General features: G+C 45.8%; 11 protein-coding genes. All 11 read left to right on the forward strand.

The window, feature by feature from the left end; genetic code table 11:
* The first annotated feature begins 125 nt into the window (after nt 1-125).
* The 11 genes from MKZ16_RS07045 to MKZ16_RS07095 all read left to right on the forward strand — a co-directional run bounded on the left by MKZ16_RS07045 (nt 126) and on the right by MKZ16_RS07095 (nt 18,112).
* Nucleotides 126-1,910 carry a glycoside hydrolase family 66 protein gene (locus MKZ16_RS07045; RefSeq protein WP_052414504.1) on the forward strand — a complete coding sequence of 595 codons (1,785 nt, stop codon included), beginning with the start codon at nt 126-128 and terminating at the stop codon, nt 1,908-1,910.
* Between the two features lie 48 nt (nt 1,911-1,958).
* Nucleotides 1,959-3,545: an ABC transporter substrate-binding protein gene (locus MKZ16_RS07050; RefSeq protein ID WP_042125234.1), complete on the forward strand. Its 1,587-nt coding sequence runs from the start codon at nt 1,959-1,961 to the stop codon at nt 3,543-3,545.
* A gap of 97 nt (nt 3,546-3,642) precedes the next feature.
* Entirely contained in the window at nt 3,643-6,642 is a 3,000-nt protein-coding gene (locus MKZ16_RS07055) for an extracellular solute-binding protein (protein ID WP_052414505.1), read from the forward strand.
* A complete protein-coding gene (locus MKZ16_RS07060; RefSeq protein WP_042125235.1) occupies nt 6,632-7,576 on the forward strand; it encodes a sugar ABC transporter permease in 945 nt (314 codons plus the stop codon). The genes MKZ16_RS07055 and MKZ16_RS07060 overlap by 11 nt, the downstream gene beginning before the upstream one ends.
* 39 nt (nt 7,577-7,615) lie before the next feature.
* Nucleotides 7,616-8,476 carry a carbohydrate ABC transporter permease gene (locus MKZ16_RS07065; RefSeq protein ID WP_042125239.1) on the forward strand — a complete coding sequence of 287 codons (861 nt, stop codon included), beginning with the start codon at nt 7,616-7,618 and terminating at the stop codon, nt 8,474-8,476.
* 1 nt (nt 8,477) lies between these two features.
* Nucleotides 8,478-10,514, forward strand: coding sequence for a YIP1 family protein (locus MKZ16_RS07070; protein ID WP_042125241.1), 2,037 nt, complete (start codon nt 8,478-8,480; stop codon nt 10,512-10,514).
* Nucleotides 10,508-12,790 (forward strand): DUF5696 domain-containing protein, encoded by a 2,283-nt coding sequence (locus tag MKZ16_RS07075; protein ID WP_076107176.1) that lies wholly within the window; start codon nt 10,508-10,510, stop codon nt 12,788-12,790. Before MKZ16_RS07070 ends, MKZ16_RS07075 begins: the two co-directional genes overlap by 7 nt.
* Nucleotides 12,787-13,656, forward strand: coding sequence for a sugar ABC transporter permease (locus MKZ16_RS07080; RefSeq protein ID WP_042125245.1), 870 nt, complete (start codon nt 12,787-12,789; stop codon nt 13,654-13,656). Before MKZ16_RS07075 ends, MKZ16_RS07080 begins: the two co-directional genes overlap by 4 nt.
* Entirely contained in the window at nt 13,653-14,645 is a 993-nt protein-coding gene (locus MKZ16_RS07085; RefSeq protein WP_081388059.1) for a carbohydrate ABC transporter permease, read from the forward strand. The genes MKZ16_RS07080 and MKZ16_RS07085 overlap by 4 nt, the downstream gene beginning before the upstream one ends.
* An 89-nt stretch (nt 14,646-14,734) precedes the next feature.
* A complete protein-coding gene (locus MKZ16_RS07090) occupies nt 14,735-16,483 on the forward strand; it encodes a sensor histidine kinase (protein ID WP_076107174.1) in 1,749 nt (582 codons plus the stop codon).
* 6 nt (nt 16,484-16,489) lie between these two features.
* On the forward strand, nt 16,490-18,112 hold the full coding sequence (locus tag MKZ16_RS07095; protein ID WP_076107173.1) for a helix-turn-helix domain-containing protein: 1,623 nt from the start codon (nt 16,490-16,492) through the stop codon (nt 18,110-18,112).
* Nucleotides 18,113-18,152: the final 40 nt, after the last annotated feature.

The raw sequence follows: 18,152 nt of genomic DNA on the forward strand, positions 1-18,152 counted from the left end.
TCTTAGGAATCCGTCCTTTCCTTGTATCCTTAATATATAGGAATCGAATTGAATTGAAAGCGATTGCAAAGCTGTTTTGCGGCTGCAGCAGTATTCCTTTATTAATATGAGAGGTGTTTAAATGGATGAAATTGCATCTGGCGAAAGTGAAACACTCCCGAATTTTGCTGGCCTGCTTCATGACGCTCGCAGTATCTGGATGCAGGCCGATCAGTGAAATTTCCGCTGTGCAAGTGGTAAGTCAAGGAGGGGTGAAGGCTTTAACAACAGATAAGGCCAACTATAAACCCGGTGAATCTGTGAGCTTCTCCCTCCAGTTGAGTTCGCCGGCGCCTAAGGCGGAGCTGATCATCCAGTACCGGCATTTAGGTGAGAAGATTGGCAGTCAAAAGGTGAAAACGGATGAAGGTCAGGCCTCCTGGAGCTGGACTCCACCCAAGGAAGACTATAAAGGATACATGGTGGAAGTTTTTGTGTCCCGAGATAACAAGATTACAGATCAGATGAATATTGCGGTTGACGTTTCCTCGGATTGGAGCAAATTTCCGCGTTATGGTTACTTGTCTGATTTCCCGAGTATGGGTCAGGGACAAGTGGAGAAAGTCATTGAACGCTTGAACAGATTCCATATTAATGGAATCCAATTCTACGATTGGCAATACAAGCATCATGACCCGATCAAAACCTTTGACGGCAAACCTGCGAAAGAATGGGAGGATATCGCGAGCAGGAAGATTTCCTTCAATACAGTGAAAAGCTATATCAATCTGGCCCACAGCCGAAATATGAAGGCCATGAATTATAATCTCATTTTTGGCGCTTATGAGGATGCGGCCAAAGACGGGGTCAGTAAGGAATGGGGGTTGTTTAAAGACCGCGACCTAACTGATCAGGATAAGCATCCACTTCCGGGCTGGATCAGTGATATTATGCTGTATGACCCGAGCAATCCTGAATGGCAGAGCTATCTGATTGCGAAAGAAAAGGGAGTGCTTGAGCACTTGCCGTTCGACGGATGGCATGTTGATCAATTGGGAGACCGGGGAACGCTCTATAATTCGGAGGGGCAGATCGTCAAGCTTCCGCAAGCTTACGTTTCATTTCTAAAAGCAGCTAAAAAAGAGCTGGACGTCGATTATATCATGAATGCGGTTGATCAGTACGGACAAGGATTACTGGCGGCATTGGCACCTGTTGATTTTCTCTATACAGAGGTCTGGTCCTATCCTGAATATGGGGATCTGAAAGAGGTTATTGACAGCAATAACCGCGCCGGCAGAAATAAATTAAATACGGTCCTAGCTGCTTATATGAACTATGAGCATTCCAAATCCGGACAGGGAATGTTCAATACACCGGGCGTGCTGCTGACGGATGCAGTGATATTTGCATCGGGCGGGTCTCATCTGGAGCTTGGGGAAAATATGCTGTCAAATGAATATTTCCCCAACAAAAATTTGTCTGTGCCGCCTGAGCTTGAAGCACAGCTGATTCGTTACTACGACTTCCTCACAGCTTACCAAAACATTTTACGGGACGGCCTGAAGAATTTGGAGCTTAAGGTCTCCGGGTCGGCAGACGTTGAAATTAAACCGCAACCTGAACAAGGGAGAATTTGGTCGTTCACAAAGCACAAGGCTGATACTGATATTATTCATTTCATCAATTTCATCGGTGCGACAACGATGGAGTGGAAGGACAATCAGGCGGAGCAAGCTGAACCGCCCGAGCTTGAAAAGGTAGACGTTGTCTTCCCTGCGAAACGGAAGGTAAGCAAAGTCATGTTTGCTTCCCCTGATTATTATCAGGGCTCCCCAATCATACTGAAATTTGAGCAGAAGGATGGAAACGTATTCCTGCAACTGCCGAAACTAAAATACTGGGATCTAATCACCGTCGAATACGAATGATGGAGCTTAAGCTTCAACGAAATCAATATGCAAATTATGGAGGGTCTTATGAAAAAGAGAATAACTGTTGTTTCTTCAATCATGTTAGTTTTCTCACTTCTGCTATCCGCTTGCTCCGGTAACGCTAACACGAACTCGGCAAATGTAAACAACTCGGAAGTCTATGGTGGAAATAATCAGAATACAGAAGGCCAGGAAGCCGAAACGAACTGGACAGACGAGGATGGAAACGGCGTAGCTGACTGGCAGGAAAAGCAAATTGAACTGGATTATGCCATGCGCTTCTACGGTGAAAATGATGATACGAACCCGATGTTCTTGAACATCCGCAAATTCATGGAGAAGTATCCGAACATCACGGTTGTCCGTGATTCCCAGTTCGCCATTGAGCAGTCAGATACGGATGAACTCGAAATTCTGACGGCGAGAGCGATGGAGGGAACGCTGCCCGATATTTTCTATTCGCCGCTGGCCGCCGAATCCTATGACCGTGAGCTTACGCTAGATTTAACATCCTATCTTGACAAAGACCCGGAGTCCAAATGGATTTCTGAAAATGCGAAAAGTTTTATGACCACGTATGACGGGAAGGGGATTTATGGGATTCCGTTCCAGTCTGTGTCCGAATTCCCTGCAGTAAACCTGAATCTGCTGAAGGAAAATAATATCGCTATACCGCCTTACAACTGGACCTATGCAGATTATGAACATCTGCGTTCGGAGGTCGCCAAACTTACTCCAAATAATCCGGTGTTCCCGGGAGGCATCGGTTTTATCGACCATGGCCCACACTATTTTGACGGTATTCCAAACGGCTGGAAAGGATTTAACTCCGAAACCAAGAGATTTGATTTCGCGAACAGCAAGAAATACGGTATGTGGCTAGACCAGTTCGCAAAGGAAGATAAACAAGGTTTATGGTTCTGGGATTTGCCGGAAGATGTCCGGAAGAAGAAGGTTGGCGAATCTACCAACCCTTGGGCAGACGGTTTGGAAGCGGTCGGAAACTTCTGGCTGTATTCACTGAGTACGGATGTGAATGAAATGATCAAAACCCGGAAAATGGATATCGATATTTACCCGATGCCGACTGCACCTGAGGGGGGCATCACGGATCTGCATGGATATTATGACACATTAAGCTTGTCCAGCGCACTGGATGAAGATCCGGTCAAAGCTGAAGCAGCCTATCAATTGCTTAAATGGCTGACCTACGGTGAAGAGGGGTTGAAATCCCGCTGGGCATTGATCGACGAGTATATGGGTCTTCCCGAAGATGCGCCAATACGGGCGGAGGATCAGCTGATGGACTTCATTCAGGGCTGGCCGGTTACGACCAATCCTGAAGTCTTGAAGAACCACCCCCTGGTTAAGGGCTTCCCGGAAGATAGTGAATTGGCCATCTTTAACTTCCAGGCATTCCAGAATGTCGACTTCCAGCAAATGCTGTCCAATCCGGTGCCTTACCCGAGACAGCTTCCGGGCGTCGTTAAAGCTTATGATACCTTGAACCCGTGGGAAATCAGAAATCAGATCAGAGACAAAGGCAAAAAGTACAGTGATGTCGCAGCGGAATGGGATTCAATGATGAACAAAACGCTTGATGATTACCTGGGCGAGTATAACGCTAAATAAAACAAACACTGCAATACCCATAACTACCGGTTAGGCGGAATCCGATCGGTAGTTATGGTCACTTTAGTAAAACTTGACGATGTAAGGTTGTGATCAAGTGCAAACCAAGGGAAAAATCGGGTATGTAATAGCCGGTTTTGGATTCATTGCAGTGGCTGCCGGAGTACTTGCCGTCAGCTTAACGGATAACGATGCCCGAACCGTGTTGTCGCAAGCCGAATCTCAACGGAGCATAGCGGCTGTCGAGGCCTATATGACCAACAAAAGCGGTGACAGTAACTACTACAATGTTCTCAAACAGTGGACCAAAGACCAGGTTGCTACTCCGATACTGCCTGAGAGCATTCCAATGAAGCTTGTCAAGGGCGGGCAAATCTATAGTTCTTCGCGAAGTGAAGGCTATGGCGGCGATGTCCTTTACGCTGCACCAAAGGATGTTCTGACTTATGAAGTAGAGGTCCAGGACGAGGGTCTGTATGAAATTTGGCTCGACGACTATATTTTAGAGCAGTCTACTTTAAACCCTGAGCTCCAGGTAGAGATCAACGGCAAGAAGCAGTATAACGAAATGAATGAGCTGAAGCTCGCAATAGATTGGAAAACACAGAATACGGAGCACAAGGTTGACCGTTACGGGGACGAACTGACTCCCAAGTCGGTGGTCTCTGCGTCCTGGCGGAATGAAGGACTTTCTGATCCTAACTTCTTTTATACGGAGCCCATGAAATTCCATTTGAACAAAGGCAAAAATCTCATTTCGTTCACGCTGAAGGAGGGATATGTGCTGATCGGGAAGGCGTGGTTGAACAATACGGCCAGTCCCGAGCTTTCTTATAAAGAATATGCGGCGGCACATGGGGCAGAGAAGCCGGTTTCAGAACCTGTTGTGACGATTGAAGCCGAAGATATCGCTGTGAAAAGCAGACAAAGCATTCGGGCCAAATATGTCCGTAATTCGAGCATTACTCCCTATTCATACAAACACCGGCTGTTGAATGTGCTGGATGGTTATTCGTTCGGAGAAAGCGGTGACAAGGTCTCTTATCCGCTTGAGGTTAAGGAAAGCGGCTTCTATCATCTGACCTTCAAGTATTCCCAAGATACCAATAACGGGATGCCGACACACCGGCGTATTGAAATTGACGGAGAAGTTCCCTTCAGTGAACTGAAGTCTTATTCATTTGACTATTCCAGCGGCTGGACGAATGCAACTCTTCAGGATGAACAAGGTGTTCCTTATGAAATATATCTGGAAAAAGGGAAACATATCCTGTCGCTGTCCATTGATAATACTCGGATAAGAGATATTTATCATGAACTGCTCAAAACGGCTGAGATGATTGATTCCACAAGCCAAAGCGTTAACCGCTTGACAGGAGGGCTTATCGATAAAGAGAGGAAATGGAATATACAAAAATATATTCCTGAAATCTCAACCTATCTGGAAGGAATTTCTGCAAAGCTTGAGGAGCAGAAGCTCGCCCTGATCGAAGAGACAGGTAATAGGGATTTACCTGCGCTGTCACAGCTTGAAGTAGCCAAGCAATTGGTGGAGGAATTTATTGGGGATTCGAATGAGCTGCCCCATTACATGGGCAAATTTATGGGCGACCAATCCTCCGCTTACGGACGGATTAAATCGGTCCTGCCTATGCTGGTGTATAATCCGATGCATCTGGACAAGATCTATGTTGGTAACAGCGAGGAATTGCCCAAGGCAGATTCCGGCTTGCTTACAAGCTCTGTCGAGAATATTAAAGCTTTCTTCTATTCCTTTGGCAATCCCCGGTATGCAAAGGCCGGAGAGATAGATGATGACACGGTTGAGATTTGGGTCAATCAGTCCAGATTGTATGTAGAAATTATGCAGCGGATGATCGATGAGGAGTTTACGCCTGCTACTGGAATCAAGATCAATCTGTCCATATTGCCGGACGAAAACAAGATCGTGCTCTCCAATGCGGCTAACAGCACCCCTGATGCAGCGATGGGTGTCAGCTTTGGCAAACCCTTTGAATTGGCCATTCGGGGAATTATTGAGGATTTAAGGGGTTACGACGGTTTTTACAAATTGGCTGAAGAGTTCCATCCTGGAGCGTTTATTCCTTTTATTTACGATGAAGGTGTTTATGCATTTCCGGAAACTCAGGATGTCAAGCTGTTATTCTACCGGAAGGATATCCTAAAATTTCTGGGTGAAGAGCCTCCGCAGACCTGGGAGGATGTAGCGGGCCTTGTCCCAATGCTGCAGAAATATGATATGAACTTCTATACTCCGCTGGGATCAAATAATTCCTTTAAGGGATTCGATACCACGACGCCATTTCTATACCAGTTTGGCGGGCAATTGTACGATGAAACCGGAAGTAAGACCGCCATCAACAAAGAAGGCGCCTACAAGGGTTTTGAATTCATGACAGACCTATTCACGGTCTATAACGTACCGATTACAACCTCAGAATTCTTCCAAAACTTCAGAAACGGGAAGGCACCAGTAGGAATTGGCGATGCTAATACCTACATTCAATTGAAGTATGCTGCACCGGATCTTGCAGGACAATGGGGAGTTCTTCCGATTCCGGGTGTCAGAAATGATGCGGGTGTAATTGAACGCTGGGATCCTACGTACGGCTCCTCCAGCATCATTTTTAAGAACAGTGACAAGAAAAAGTCGGCTTGGGAGTTTATCAGGTGGTGGGAAAGCGCAAATGTGCAAAGTGAGTTCTCTTACAATATCAAATCGACCCTGGGAGAGAAGTTCCTCTATATGACTGCGAATTTGAAGGGCTTTGCCGACAGTGCATGGCCTTCCGATTCGAAGGACGCGATCATGCAGCAGTGGGAATGGATTCAAGCGACCGGGAAGGTCCCGGGCGATTACGTGGTGGAACGTGAGATCAGCAATGCATGGAATGCGGTCGTCTTTAGTAAGCAAAATCCGCGAACGGCTCTGGATAATGCGGTCAAAACCATCAACCGGGAGCTTGAAAGGAAGCTGAAGGAATTTGGGTACATTGCTGACGGGAAATTGGTCAAACCCTATAAGGTTCCGACCATTGATAATGTAGAGAATTGGGTGAGAGAAAATGGAAAGTAGCACCCCGATTAACCGGAAATTGAAGCCTGGCCTGAGCGGAAAAACCGAAAGCCGCTTTAAACGCGTAGCAGATTCTCCTTATCTGTTCATCATGCCTTATGCCATATTGTTTTTGCTGTTGATTGTACTTCCGGTAGTCATTGCCGCGGCGATGTCATTTACGTACTTTAATACAGTTGAATTCCCTAGATTTGTCGGGTTCCGGAATTACATCGACTTGTTTACAGGTGATACGGTGTTTCTCCAGAATGCGGTGCCGAATACGCTGCTGTACGGCATTATCGTAGGGCCCTTCGGATACATGCTGGCTTTTATGCTGGCATGGATGCTGTCCCAGGTGACTCACAGAATGAGAACCCTGTATACCGTTATTATCTATTCTCCTTCCATAACAGGCCCTGTCATGATGGCGGTTGTATGGAAAGTGCTGTTCAGCGGAGATCAGGCCGGCTATCTAAACTACTGGCTGCTGAAGCTGAACATCGTCCAGGAGCCGGTGCAATGGTTGCAGTCTCCGGAGCTGCTGATGCCGATCATGATATTTATCGCGCTTTGGGGAAGCATGGGTGTAGGCTTTCTGGCGATGCTGGCTGGTCTGCTCAATATTGACAGGACAATGTACGAGGCTGCTTATATTGATGGCATCCGCAACCGTTGGCAGGAGATATTCTACATTACGATTCCGTCCATGAAGCCGCAAATGCTGTTCGGTGCAGTGATGGCTATTATTGGCACATTTAATGCAGCGGGCATGGCCGCTACACTTAGCGGAGGGACACCGCCCCCCCAATACGTTGGATGGCTGATCGTTGACCATGCCAACGATTTCGGTTTTGTCCGTTATGAGATGGGCTATGCCTCTGCGGTTACTGTAGCTTTGTTATGCATTGTTATTTTATTCAACAAGGTCAGCTACAAGCTGTTCGGAGAATAAATAAATAGTGTTTATCCTTTCGTTAGTGTGGTGAGAAGAATGGTCAAGTTCAATCCCGATAAACTGCATAAAGACCAGCTGGGCTTTCATATATTTTTGCTTGTGTTGTCCATATTTATGGTCCTTCCGATTGTGTTTATCATTAATAATTCATTCAAACCGTTTACGGAGTTGTTTGCGTATCCGCCTAGGTTTTTCGTAAGCCAGCCGACTTTTGAGAATTTCCGTCTACTGCTTCATTTTTCGGCGGAATCAGGACTTCCGTTATCCAGATACGTATTTAACAGTGTCCTCACGACAACGATTGTTATTCTGTCGACGTTAGCGATTAGTTCCATGGCGGCCTTCGGACTGTCGAAGCTGCATTTCAAAGGCAAGGAAACCTTTAACAAGATTAACACGCTGGCTCTGATGTTTGTGCCGGTCGCTGTAGCGATTCCGCGTTTTCTCATTATTGAGAAAATGGGTGTATTCAATACCTACTTCGCGCACATTATCCCGATGCTGGCGATGCCAATCGGTATTTTCTTGCTCAAGCAATTTATGGATCAGGTTCCGGATGATCTGATTGAAGCCTCCAAAATGGATGGAGGAGGAAACTGGCGAGTATATTGGAGCGTGATGCTGCCGATGGTGAAGCCGGCCCTCGTGACTGTCGCGATATTGACCTTCCAGGCCAGCTGGGGCAATGCTGAGAGCTCTGCCAATTTCATGAACGATGAATCTCTGCGCACACTGCCCTTCTACTTGAACACCTTGGTGGCGCAATCGGGGAACATCGTTGCTGGGGCGGGATTGTCGGCCGTAGCCGGACTAGTCATGTTCCTGCCGAATCTGATACTGTTTATAATTTTACAAAATAAGGTCATGGATTCCATGGCTCATACGGGGATTAAGTGATATGGGAAAGTGGACAATGCAAAGAACGCTGAAATTGGTGACGGTTGCGCTGATCATGGTGTTTCTCAGTACGTCACAGGCTTATGCGGCCTCGGATGCTCCCTACTTCACTTACACCAGTGACAGTGAAGGTTATACGATCCGGACGCAGGACGCCTATACGCCAGTCACGCAGATTGGAGAAATCAACGGGCAAAGACTGGATACGCCCGAGCATGTGTTTGTGGATGAGCAAGACTACGTATATATTACGGACAGCGCATTGAACAAGGTATTTGTTTTGGACGGGAAATTACGCTTCTACAAGGAACTCACAAGTGATAAGTTCTCCGCGGTCCAAAGCACATTTGTAACGAAGGATTCCATCTATGTGGTGGATGCCGGGGCAGGACAGATTTATATCTTTGACAAATCCTCTTTCGCATTCAAAAAGGAAATCAGCAAGCCGGATTCGCCGATTTTTACTGAAGGCTACGATTTTAGCCCGACCCATATCGCGGTTGATTTAAGAGGCAATATTTACGTAAGAAGCGCTGGCTCGGTCAACGGTCTGATCATGTTGAACAGGGATGGAGAATTTATCACTTTCTTTGGAGGGAATCCGTTAAAGGTTCCTTTTCTTGATCAATTGCGGTCCAGTCTTCTGACCAAGACTCAAAAAGACAAACTGGAGAAGGTTCTTCCTGACGTTCCCAGCAATTTAGCGATTGACAAGAAGGGCTTTATTTACACTGTTACATCTTCTGTGGAATCTAACCCGATCAAGAAGTTCAATGTCTCGGGAACGAATTATTATCCAGATGGTATCATCGGGACCTATTCCATGGAAAGTGTATGGGTTGGAGGTCATAACACTGTCTATTCCGTGAGCTCGGATGGCTGGATCTTTGAATATGATGCCAATGGCAATCTGCTCTTTATGTTCGGAGGGAAGGATTTCAACTCCAGCCGCCTCGGGCTTCTGAATCGGCCTGTAAGCATTGCCTCCAATTCGACGGATGAAGTGATCGTAGTCGATCAAGGGATGAAATTGCTCCAAATCTACCGTTCGTCCGAATTCTCAAGTGCGGTACATCAAGCAATGGACGCCTATCAGAACGGGGAGTACGCCAAGAGCCAGAAGCTTTGGGAATATACGTTGAAATACAATTCAACTTTTGACAAGGCGCGAATTGGTCTGGGTGAGGCTTACCTTCGGGATGGAGAGGCTGGTGAGGCCTATGAAGAATTCAAGGATGCCCAGTACAAGGCAGGCGTATCGGAAGCATTCTGGGAAATCCGCCAGTCCTGGCTGCAGAACCATCTGGATGTTATTTTCGCACTGTTACTTAGTTTATTGATTATTGGATATGCCCATAAATTTACGAACCGGAAATATCAATATTGGACCAAGATTAAGGATCGGCTGAAGGTTATCTACAAGGTCAAAGTCATTAGCGATCTGATGTTCATCTTCACCTTTCTGAGGCATCCGCTGGATGGATTCTACCAAATTAAATATCAGAACAGAGTATCCAGAAAATCGGCCACTCTGATCTACATGCTGATATTCGCCGTATTCATTCTGCATCATGATCACACCAGCGGTCTGTTTGTTGAAAAACAAGGGTACTTTCTTCATCAGTTATGGATCATTTTCGGGCTTGCGGTGTTATGGATGGTTTCCAATTATCTCATTTGCTCCATCAGCGATGGGGAAGGTAGATTCAGGGATGTCTATAATGCCACGGCATATGCGCTGAGTCCAATTCTGGTTGTTTTGCCTCCGCTTGTTTTGTTCAGCAACGGCTTGACGCTGGAACAATCGGTCTTCTATCACTTGCCGATTCAGGCCATGATGCTATGGATTGCCTTTCTGATGTTTTTTATGATCAAGGACATTCACAGCTATGAGGTTGGAGAGACGGTTAACGTCGTGTTCAAGAGTACGTTTACGATGCTTATCATCGGATTGTTCCTGTTTGTATTGTACTCGCTGGGCAGTCAATTACTTGATTTCGGGTATGACGTGATTACGGAGGCGAGCAAAAAATGGTAAAGAGATGGTTGAAATACGGAATAGTTCTTCTGATTGCAGCGGCACTCGGTATAAATTATTTAATTGGCGACAGCCAGAAGGTCGAATACGGCATAGCCGCTGCCCAGAATGATTATAAAGATATTATTGTGAACAATGCACAGCAGACTTGCTTCAATAGCGGCGCTGCCGCCGGCAGTGCCGCTCCAATTCCGGCTGCCTTCAGGATGGTGGCCGGCAACGAGAAGCTGGAGCTTTATCTGGAGGAAGAAACGGCAGCCATAGCGGTTAAGGACAAGTGCAACGGCAGCACGTGGTTCTCTTATGATGTCAGTGTGAATACGAAAGGTAACAAGTACAGCAATGAGGTTGCAGCCTATATTAAATCCGGGATTTCCATTGTCACGTATAACAAATTCACCTCCGGCCGAAGAACTATATTGGGAGATAATGCGAAGCTGACTTACCAGTACAGGGACGAGGGCTTTACAGCAACGATAGATTTCACCAAGGCTAAGATCAAGTTTGACCTTGTTGTTGCACTGCAAGAGGGAGATTTAATTATTCATGTCCCGCGCAGAAGTATCGAGGAATATAACCCCAAGCTTGGCAAGCCGGGAAACAACGACATCCGGCTAAGCGAGATTATTCCATATCCGTTTTTTGGCAGTGCTACTCATAAAGAGAACGGTTATATCGTCTTGCCTGATGGGGCCGGGGCTATTGTGAAGCTGAGAGAAATTCCGAAGTATGCGACTGGCTATTCGGCACCTGTCTATGGTCCGGATCCGGGATATGAAGATACTCCGGAGTTCACACCCAGGCGTACCGTTGTGAAGCCGCTTGAACGGATAACGCTGCCGATTTATGGCATTATTCATGAGGAAGGCCGCTCCGGCTTGCTTGTGATTGCCGAGGGCGGTGAGGGGTATACGAATTATAATTATGTATCTCGTGATTTGCAGACGAATTTCTATCAGTCCTATTTTACTTATACCTATCGTACACAGTATGCGCAGGTGCAGAGTCGGACAAATCAGGAACAATCTGTTCTCAGCTTTCAGGAGGAGCCGAATCGGTTTGAGCTGGTGCAGCGCTATGTTTTTCTGGAGGGCGACCAATCGAACTATGTCGGGGTAGCCAAGGGCTTCCGCAGCTTCCTGATCCAGCAAGACGGGCTGCTGAAACAAGATAAGGGGAGGACACACGACCAGGTTCCGATGAAAATTGATTTCGTCAATAATGAATTGGCGATGGGAACACTGGGCGTGGAGAACGTGCCGGCAACAACCTATATACAGGCGCAGGAGCTCGTAAGGAAATTGAAGGAGAAGGGTTACTCAGAGCTGAGTGTTTCATTCAAGATGTTCGTCAAGGATGAGTGGGCTTATCGTTTCACCATGATGAATCAGCTTGGCGGAAGCAAGGCGTTTAAAGAAGCCGTGGATTATTTCTCCGTGAATGATATCAAGTTCAGCCATTATGTGGACTACGCGAGATCCTGGTACGAGAAGACGAAATATACGGCGAGCAAGTTAAACCGCAAGGATATGAGCGTGCTGAATGAAAACAAGGCACAGTATAATTATCTGAATAATCCTAAGTACTATTCCTTCCTCGCTGAACGGGATCTGGAGGCATTCAAGAAATATAAGATCGGCGAACTGGCCCTGGACGGATTCGGGAATAGTCCATTTACTCACTATGATCATGGAACAGTCGGTTATGCGAATGAGGGAATGGCGTACACTGAGAAGACTCTGAAGTATTTGAATGATAATGGAATTAAAACAGGCCTGTATATGCCTGATGCTTATCTGTTCAAATATGCCAGTGATTATTACGACACGTCGATCGTATCCTCCAATCTGATTTTCATTGATGCTACAGTTCCATTGGTGCCGTTAGTCCTGAGCGGTTATATGGATATGTATTCGCCTTACATGAACTTCTCATCCAATGATGCGGAGGCCATTCTTAAGCTGATTGAATTCGGGGTATTCCCTTCGTTTGTACTGACAGGTGAATCGACGTATGAGATCAAACGGACAGGTTCAAGTGATGTCTATGTCTCGCAGCTGAAGACTCTGGAGGACCGTATTGACAATTATTATTCGGTTGTTAGTGAAGCTCTAAATAATGTAATGGGTAGTGAAATGATCAACCATACGATCATTGACGACGGTGTTGTCCTTGTAGAGTACGACAACGGCCGCAAAATAGTGATTAATTACAAGGATACAGAGTATCGCTATCAAGACGTTAGAATTAAATCAAAAGGGTTCGTGATTCTATGAAATTGAGCATAAAAACCAAGCAAGGTTTAATGGGCGTTCTCTTTATAAGTCCCTGGATTCTCGGTTTTCTAGCCTTTGTCGCTTATCCGCTGTACAGAACGATCTATATGAGCTTCTACAAGGTATCCTTCGGATCGAAGTCCGGGTGGAGATACAATTGGGTGGGTATAGAGAACTACAAACGAATCCTGTTAGAGGAGCCAGACTTTGTCGTTGAAGCACAAAATTATTTTATCGGCACATTAGTGTATGTCCCGGTTATTATTGCTCTGTCCATTATTGTGTCGATGCTGCTTAACCAGAAAATAAGGGGAAAGGCAATCTACCGGTTAATGTTCTTCCTGCCAATTATTATTTTGAATGGGAAACTGATTGAGAATATGAGCATATATGGAGGCATGTCCATCACTGCCAATCACTTCATCCTTGAGACGCTGGGGACGATTATTCCATCTAAGGGAGCTTTGCTGCTGATTGTGAATCTGTTTGAGCTGATTCTGCAGTTGATGTGGTATAGTGCAGTGCCAATCCTGATTTTCCTCGCGGCGCTGCAAAAAATCAGCAAGGATATGTACGAAGCGGCATCCATCGACGGGGCATCGCCGTGGACTTCTTTCTGGAAGATTACCTTGCCCACCATTTATCCACTGGTAAGCATATGCGTAATTTATCTGGTGGTTTTCCTGGCAAATTTTGATTTGAATCCGATCAATACCATCATTATGGAGTCCAAATTCGACGGGTCCAGACGTGAAGGCTATGCTTCCGCGCTATCCCTGCTGTATTCCTTAATCCAAATCGCACTCATACTTATCCTATATTTTGCGACCCGCAGCAGAAATTCCAAAGAGGGGGTGGCCAAATGACTCAACAACCGGTCCAAATCAAGCCGTATAAGCAATTGAAGCAGCAAATCGGAAGACACACGCCTCCGCTCAAGAAGTTTCTGTTCGGTATGCAGATCAGCGACGGATTCGTATATAAGGCGGCAACCTATACGATTCTGACTATCTTCGGATTTATATTCCTGTATCCGCTGCTTTATATGTTATCGGCCAGCTTCATGTCAAACGTGGACTTGGTCGACAGCACGGTGAAATGGCTGCCGAGCAGTCTGTATACGTTCAACTATGAAATGACCTGGAAGGCATTGCAGCTGCCCGGCTCATTCCTGACAACGACTATGGTGGCGGGTGCTTCGACAATAAGTGTAATCATTTCTTCCGCTCTAGTGGGCTACGGACTAGCGCGTTTCCAGTTCAAAGGGAAAAATATCGTGTTGCTGCTGCTGTTGTTTACCTATATCGTCCCGAAGACTTTGTTTTTTATTCCGCGGTTTCAGATTTTTATGGAGCTCGGTCTGAAGGGGAATCTGGGTGCGCTTATTATACCGGCATTGACCGGACAGGGAGAGCAGGCGGCTTTGTTTATTTTGATCTTCTTCCAGTTCTTCAAAATGATTCCGAAGGCGTTGGAAGAGGCGGCATTTATCGATGGGGCAGGTGCATTCAGAACGTTCTGGAGAATCGCTATCCCTATGGCGGGGCCGGCCTTTATTATCGTAGGCGTCTATGCCTTCTCGCTCTATTGGAATGAGACCTTTCTGACTTCATTCTATCTGGACGGCAAAATTCGGACGGTTCCGATGCTGCTCGGAGATCTACAGAACACTTACGGCGCTGCGGTCAAAGCCAGTCAAAGCGGAGACTTCAACCAAAATCCGAATTTGAACTTTACGGAGGCGAAGGCCTTTGCGGGAACGTTATTATCCATTATTCCGCTCGTTACCTTATATCTGATTGTTCAAAGATGGTTTGTGGAGAGCATTGACAAGACAGGGATTACCGGGGAGTGACAACAGAAGGAAGAAGGAACAAATCTGTCGGGGTCACAATAGTGGCCCTTTCTTTTTGTTGTGGAACAAACAAACGGAAAGGACGAATTATGAAAAATATGAAAAATTCGCTCGGTGTAAGGCTTATTCAACTGTTTGCTGCTATAACGATTCCGCTTCTTTCCGTTCTTTTTGCAGGGGGATACTATGCCAAGGAAAATGTATTGGCTCAGGTATCCAGATCCTATCAGAATTTGGTCAACTCCAATCTGAAAATGATGGAGAGAAGTCTCGAGGATATAACTATTAATCTGGTAGATATTGTTGATCATGACGAGAATTTCCTTCAATTCAACCGTCCAGGGCTGAAAGATTCCGATTATTATTTTGCCCGTATGGGAATTATGCAAAGAAATCAAGCCTATCAGGCCTATTATCATAGCGTGGATATGTTCTATCTGTACTCCGGCGTCAATGATATGTTGACATTATCCAATGTATTAGGGAACACGGAGGAATATATGGATGAAATCAGAGCCTGGATCACGGGCAAGGTTCACAATGAAGATAAAATGGAACCACTCCGGTACAAATGGACAATAGTTAATATAGCTGGGGATTACTATATAAACCGGACAGTCGGTAATAACCTGAGCAATCCCAGTTATATCGGCGCGCTCATCCGAATCGATTCTATGCGTTCACCGCTGGGCAATCTGAACCTGCAATCAGGCGGTGATGTGCTTATTGTGGATAATGAAGGAAATATCTTAACCAGTTCTTCGAAATCGATGGGCTACGACTTCAAGCTGCCACACGATAAGATGAATCAGAATTCTTCATTTTCTTATATGCATGATGGCCGGAAATGGTTAGTTGTGTCTAGCCAGTCATCCACCCTGGGGATCAATCTATCTGTGGTAATCCCCGATTCCGAGCTACTCCAGGGCTTGAATACATTCCAAATGATTATTAATGTACTGCCCTTCTTTATTTTGATCATTTTACTGGTTTACTTATATTATTTTCGCCGTATAGTCATTCGTCCGATTCTGAATTTGTTGGGCGGCATTCACCGCATCAGAAAAGGGTCTATGGAAGCCCAGCTTCCTTCTTCTAACTTGTTAGAGTTTCAAGCGCTGAATCAGGCCTTCAATACCATGGTTGTAGAAATACAAAATCTGAAAATTGACGTGTATGAGGAACGGCTAAATGCTCAAAAAGCGGAAATGAAGCATTTGCAAATGCAAATTAATCCTCACTTTTTTCTAAATACGCTCAATATCATTTTCCAACTCGCCGATCTGAAACGCTTTGAATTAGTAAAAAAGACAGTACGGCATCTGGTGCAGTATTTCAGATTCATGCTTCAGGTAAAGGATAACAGCATTACTTTGGAACAGGAGCTTGATCATCTCCGCAATTATCTTGAAATTCAAAAGATGCGATACCAGCAGTCTTTTGATTTTCAAATCACAATAGATGAAGACATCATCCTCGCTTCTATACCTTCCTTGATTGTACAACCCTTTGTAGAAAATGCCATGCTTCATGGCATAAGTTTGAAAGCAGAAACATTCTATCTGGAAATTTGTGCAGTCAAGTCAGAAGAGAACACCGATACAATGATTATTGAAATCTCGGATAACGGAAGAGGTAGTACTCAACAAAAACTACAAGAGCTGAATTCACCTGATTATAGGCCAGAAACTGATGACGGCCACATTGGTATCTGGAATGTGAAACAAAGATTGGCTATGCGCTATCAGGGCAAAGCCAACATTCACTTCAGTGAAAATGAGCCGTTCGGATTCCGTGTGCGGCTTAGCCTGCCCATTGAATATATGGAAGGAGAATGATGAGAGATGCGTTTATTGATTGTAGATGATGAACAGTTCGCTGTGGAGGGGCTTCTCTACTGCTGCGAATGGAAAGCGTATGGGATTGAAGAGGTCTTGACGGCGAATAGAGCCGACAAGGCCAGGGAGATTCTGAATGAACACAGAATAGAATTGCTGATTTGCGATATTGAAATGCCGGATGAAGATGGGCTTTCACTGGTTGGCTGGGTTAGGGAATATTCTCCCTGGACGGAATCGATATTTCTGACCTGTCATTCCGAATTTTCCTACGCCAAGAAAGCCGTTAACCTCGGGAGTTTTGATTATTTGCTGAAGCCTGTTGACACAGATGAGCTGTTGACTGTCGTATCAGGTATGATAGCAGCCAACCGTGAGAAGGAAGAGTATGCGTCCTACAACCAAATGTATCATAAGTATCTAAATTTATGGCAAAAAGAAAAGCCGAAGCGTGTGGAACGTTTCTGGCAGGATTTGTTGTCCCGCAGTATCCTGTCTTTTGGGGATTTTGTTGACCGGGAGCTGGCGGAGGCTGGCGTGGGGTTAAATTCTGACGATCTGGTGCTTCCTATTCTGATCAGTATTGAGGAGTGGACTAAACCGCTCAGTCCGCGGGATCAGGAAATCATGGAATATGCCGTGAAGAAAGCGGCGGAGGAATTTTTTACAGAAGAGCATCAAGGGGAGGCCGTCACAGACAAAAACGGGGTTTTGTTCATTCTGCTGTATGCCAAAGGCGCGATGGGAGAACAGGCGACTAGGAAGCTCAGAATTCAGCAGCTCACGGACATAGGTAAACGTTTTATCAAAGCTTGCCGGGAGCTGTTCTACAGCATCGTAACCTGCTATGTCGGCTCATTCAAACCCCTTCAAGAGCTGCCGGGAATGTGCGAAAGCTTAAAAATCATGGAGCGTGACAATATTTCTCGCACACAATCGGTGCTCTTATACATGCCACAGGACCAGATGTTATTATCACCTAATTCGGATGATATCCTGCTCAATGATTTGATCTCTTATATGCTGAATGGCAAGCGTGAGTCCGCTGTGCAGTTTATTCATAATCTGACAGAGAAACTGGAAGCCAATCCTTGCTTTCAGGGAAGAAATCTAGACGCCTTGCATCAGGATACCTTGCAGATTATATATCACTTCTTGCAGGTAAGAGGAATCAATGCGGGAAGCATAGTCCTGTTTACAGACTGGACAACCGCCCGCATACGGGGACTGCTTCAGTACAGGCATTGGGCAGAAGGGATTGTATCGGCGGTCATGGAGGCGGAATTCGAGCGGCAGGAAAAGGGCGGTGTAATTGAGCGGTCCATTCGCTACATCCAGCAGAATATAGAGGAAGAGATCTCCAGGGTCAGCGTCGCTGATTATGTGGGATTGAACCCGGCGTATCTCTCCAGACTGTTCAAAAAAGAGACCGGCCAGAACCTCATTGATTTCCTGATCTCAGTGAAGATGAACCGCACCCGCGAGCTTTTGGATACCACGGATATGTCGGTAAGCGCGATAGCGCAGCAGGTAGGATACAGTAATTTTTCACATTTCACCAAAATGTTCCGCAAGCAGTTCGACGTCAATCCTCAGGAATATCGCAAAGTCACAAAACGATTAGACTGAGGTTATAAAAACGGCAGAGCAGTTGTTGGCATCTCCTTAT

It is taken from the genome of Paenibacillus sp. FSL R5-0928 (assembly GCF_037970385.1).
In the GTDB taxonomy this organism is placed as follows: domain Bacteria; phylum Bacillota; class Bacilli; order Paenibacillales; family Paenibacillaceae; genus Paenibacillus_AQ; species Paenibacillus_AQ odorifer.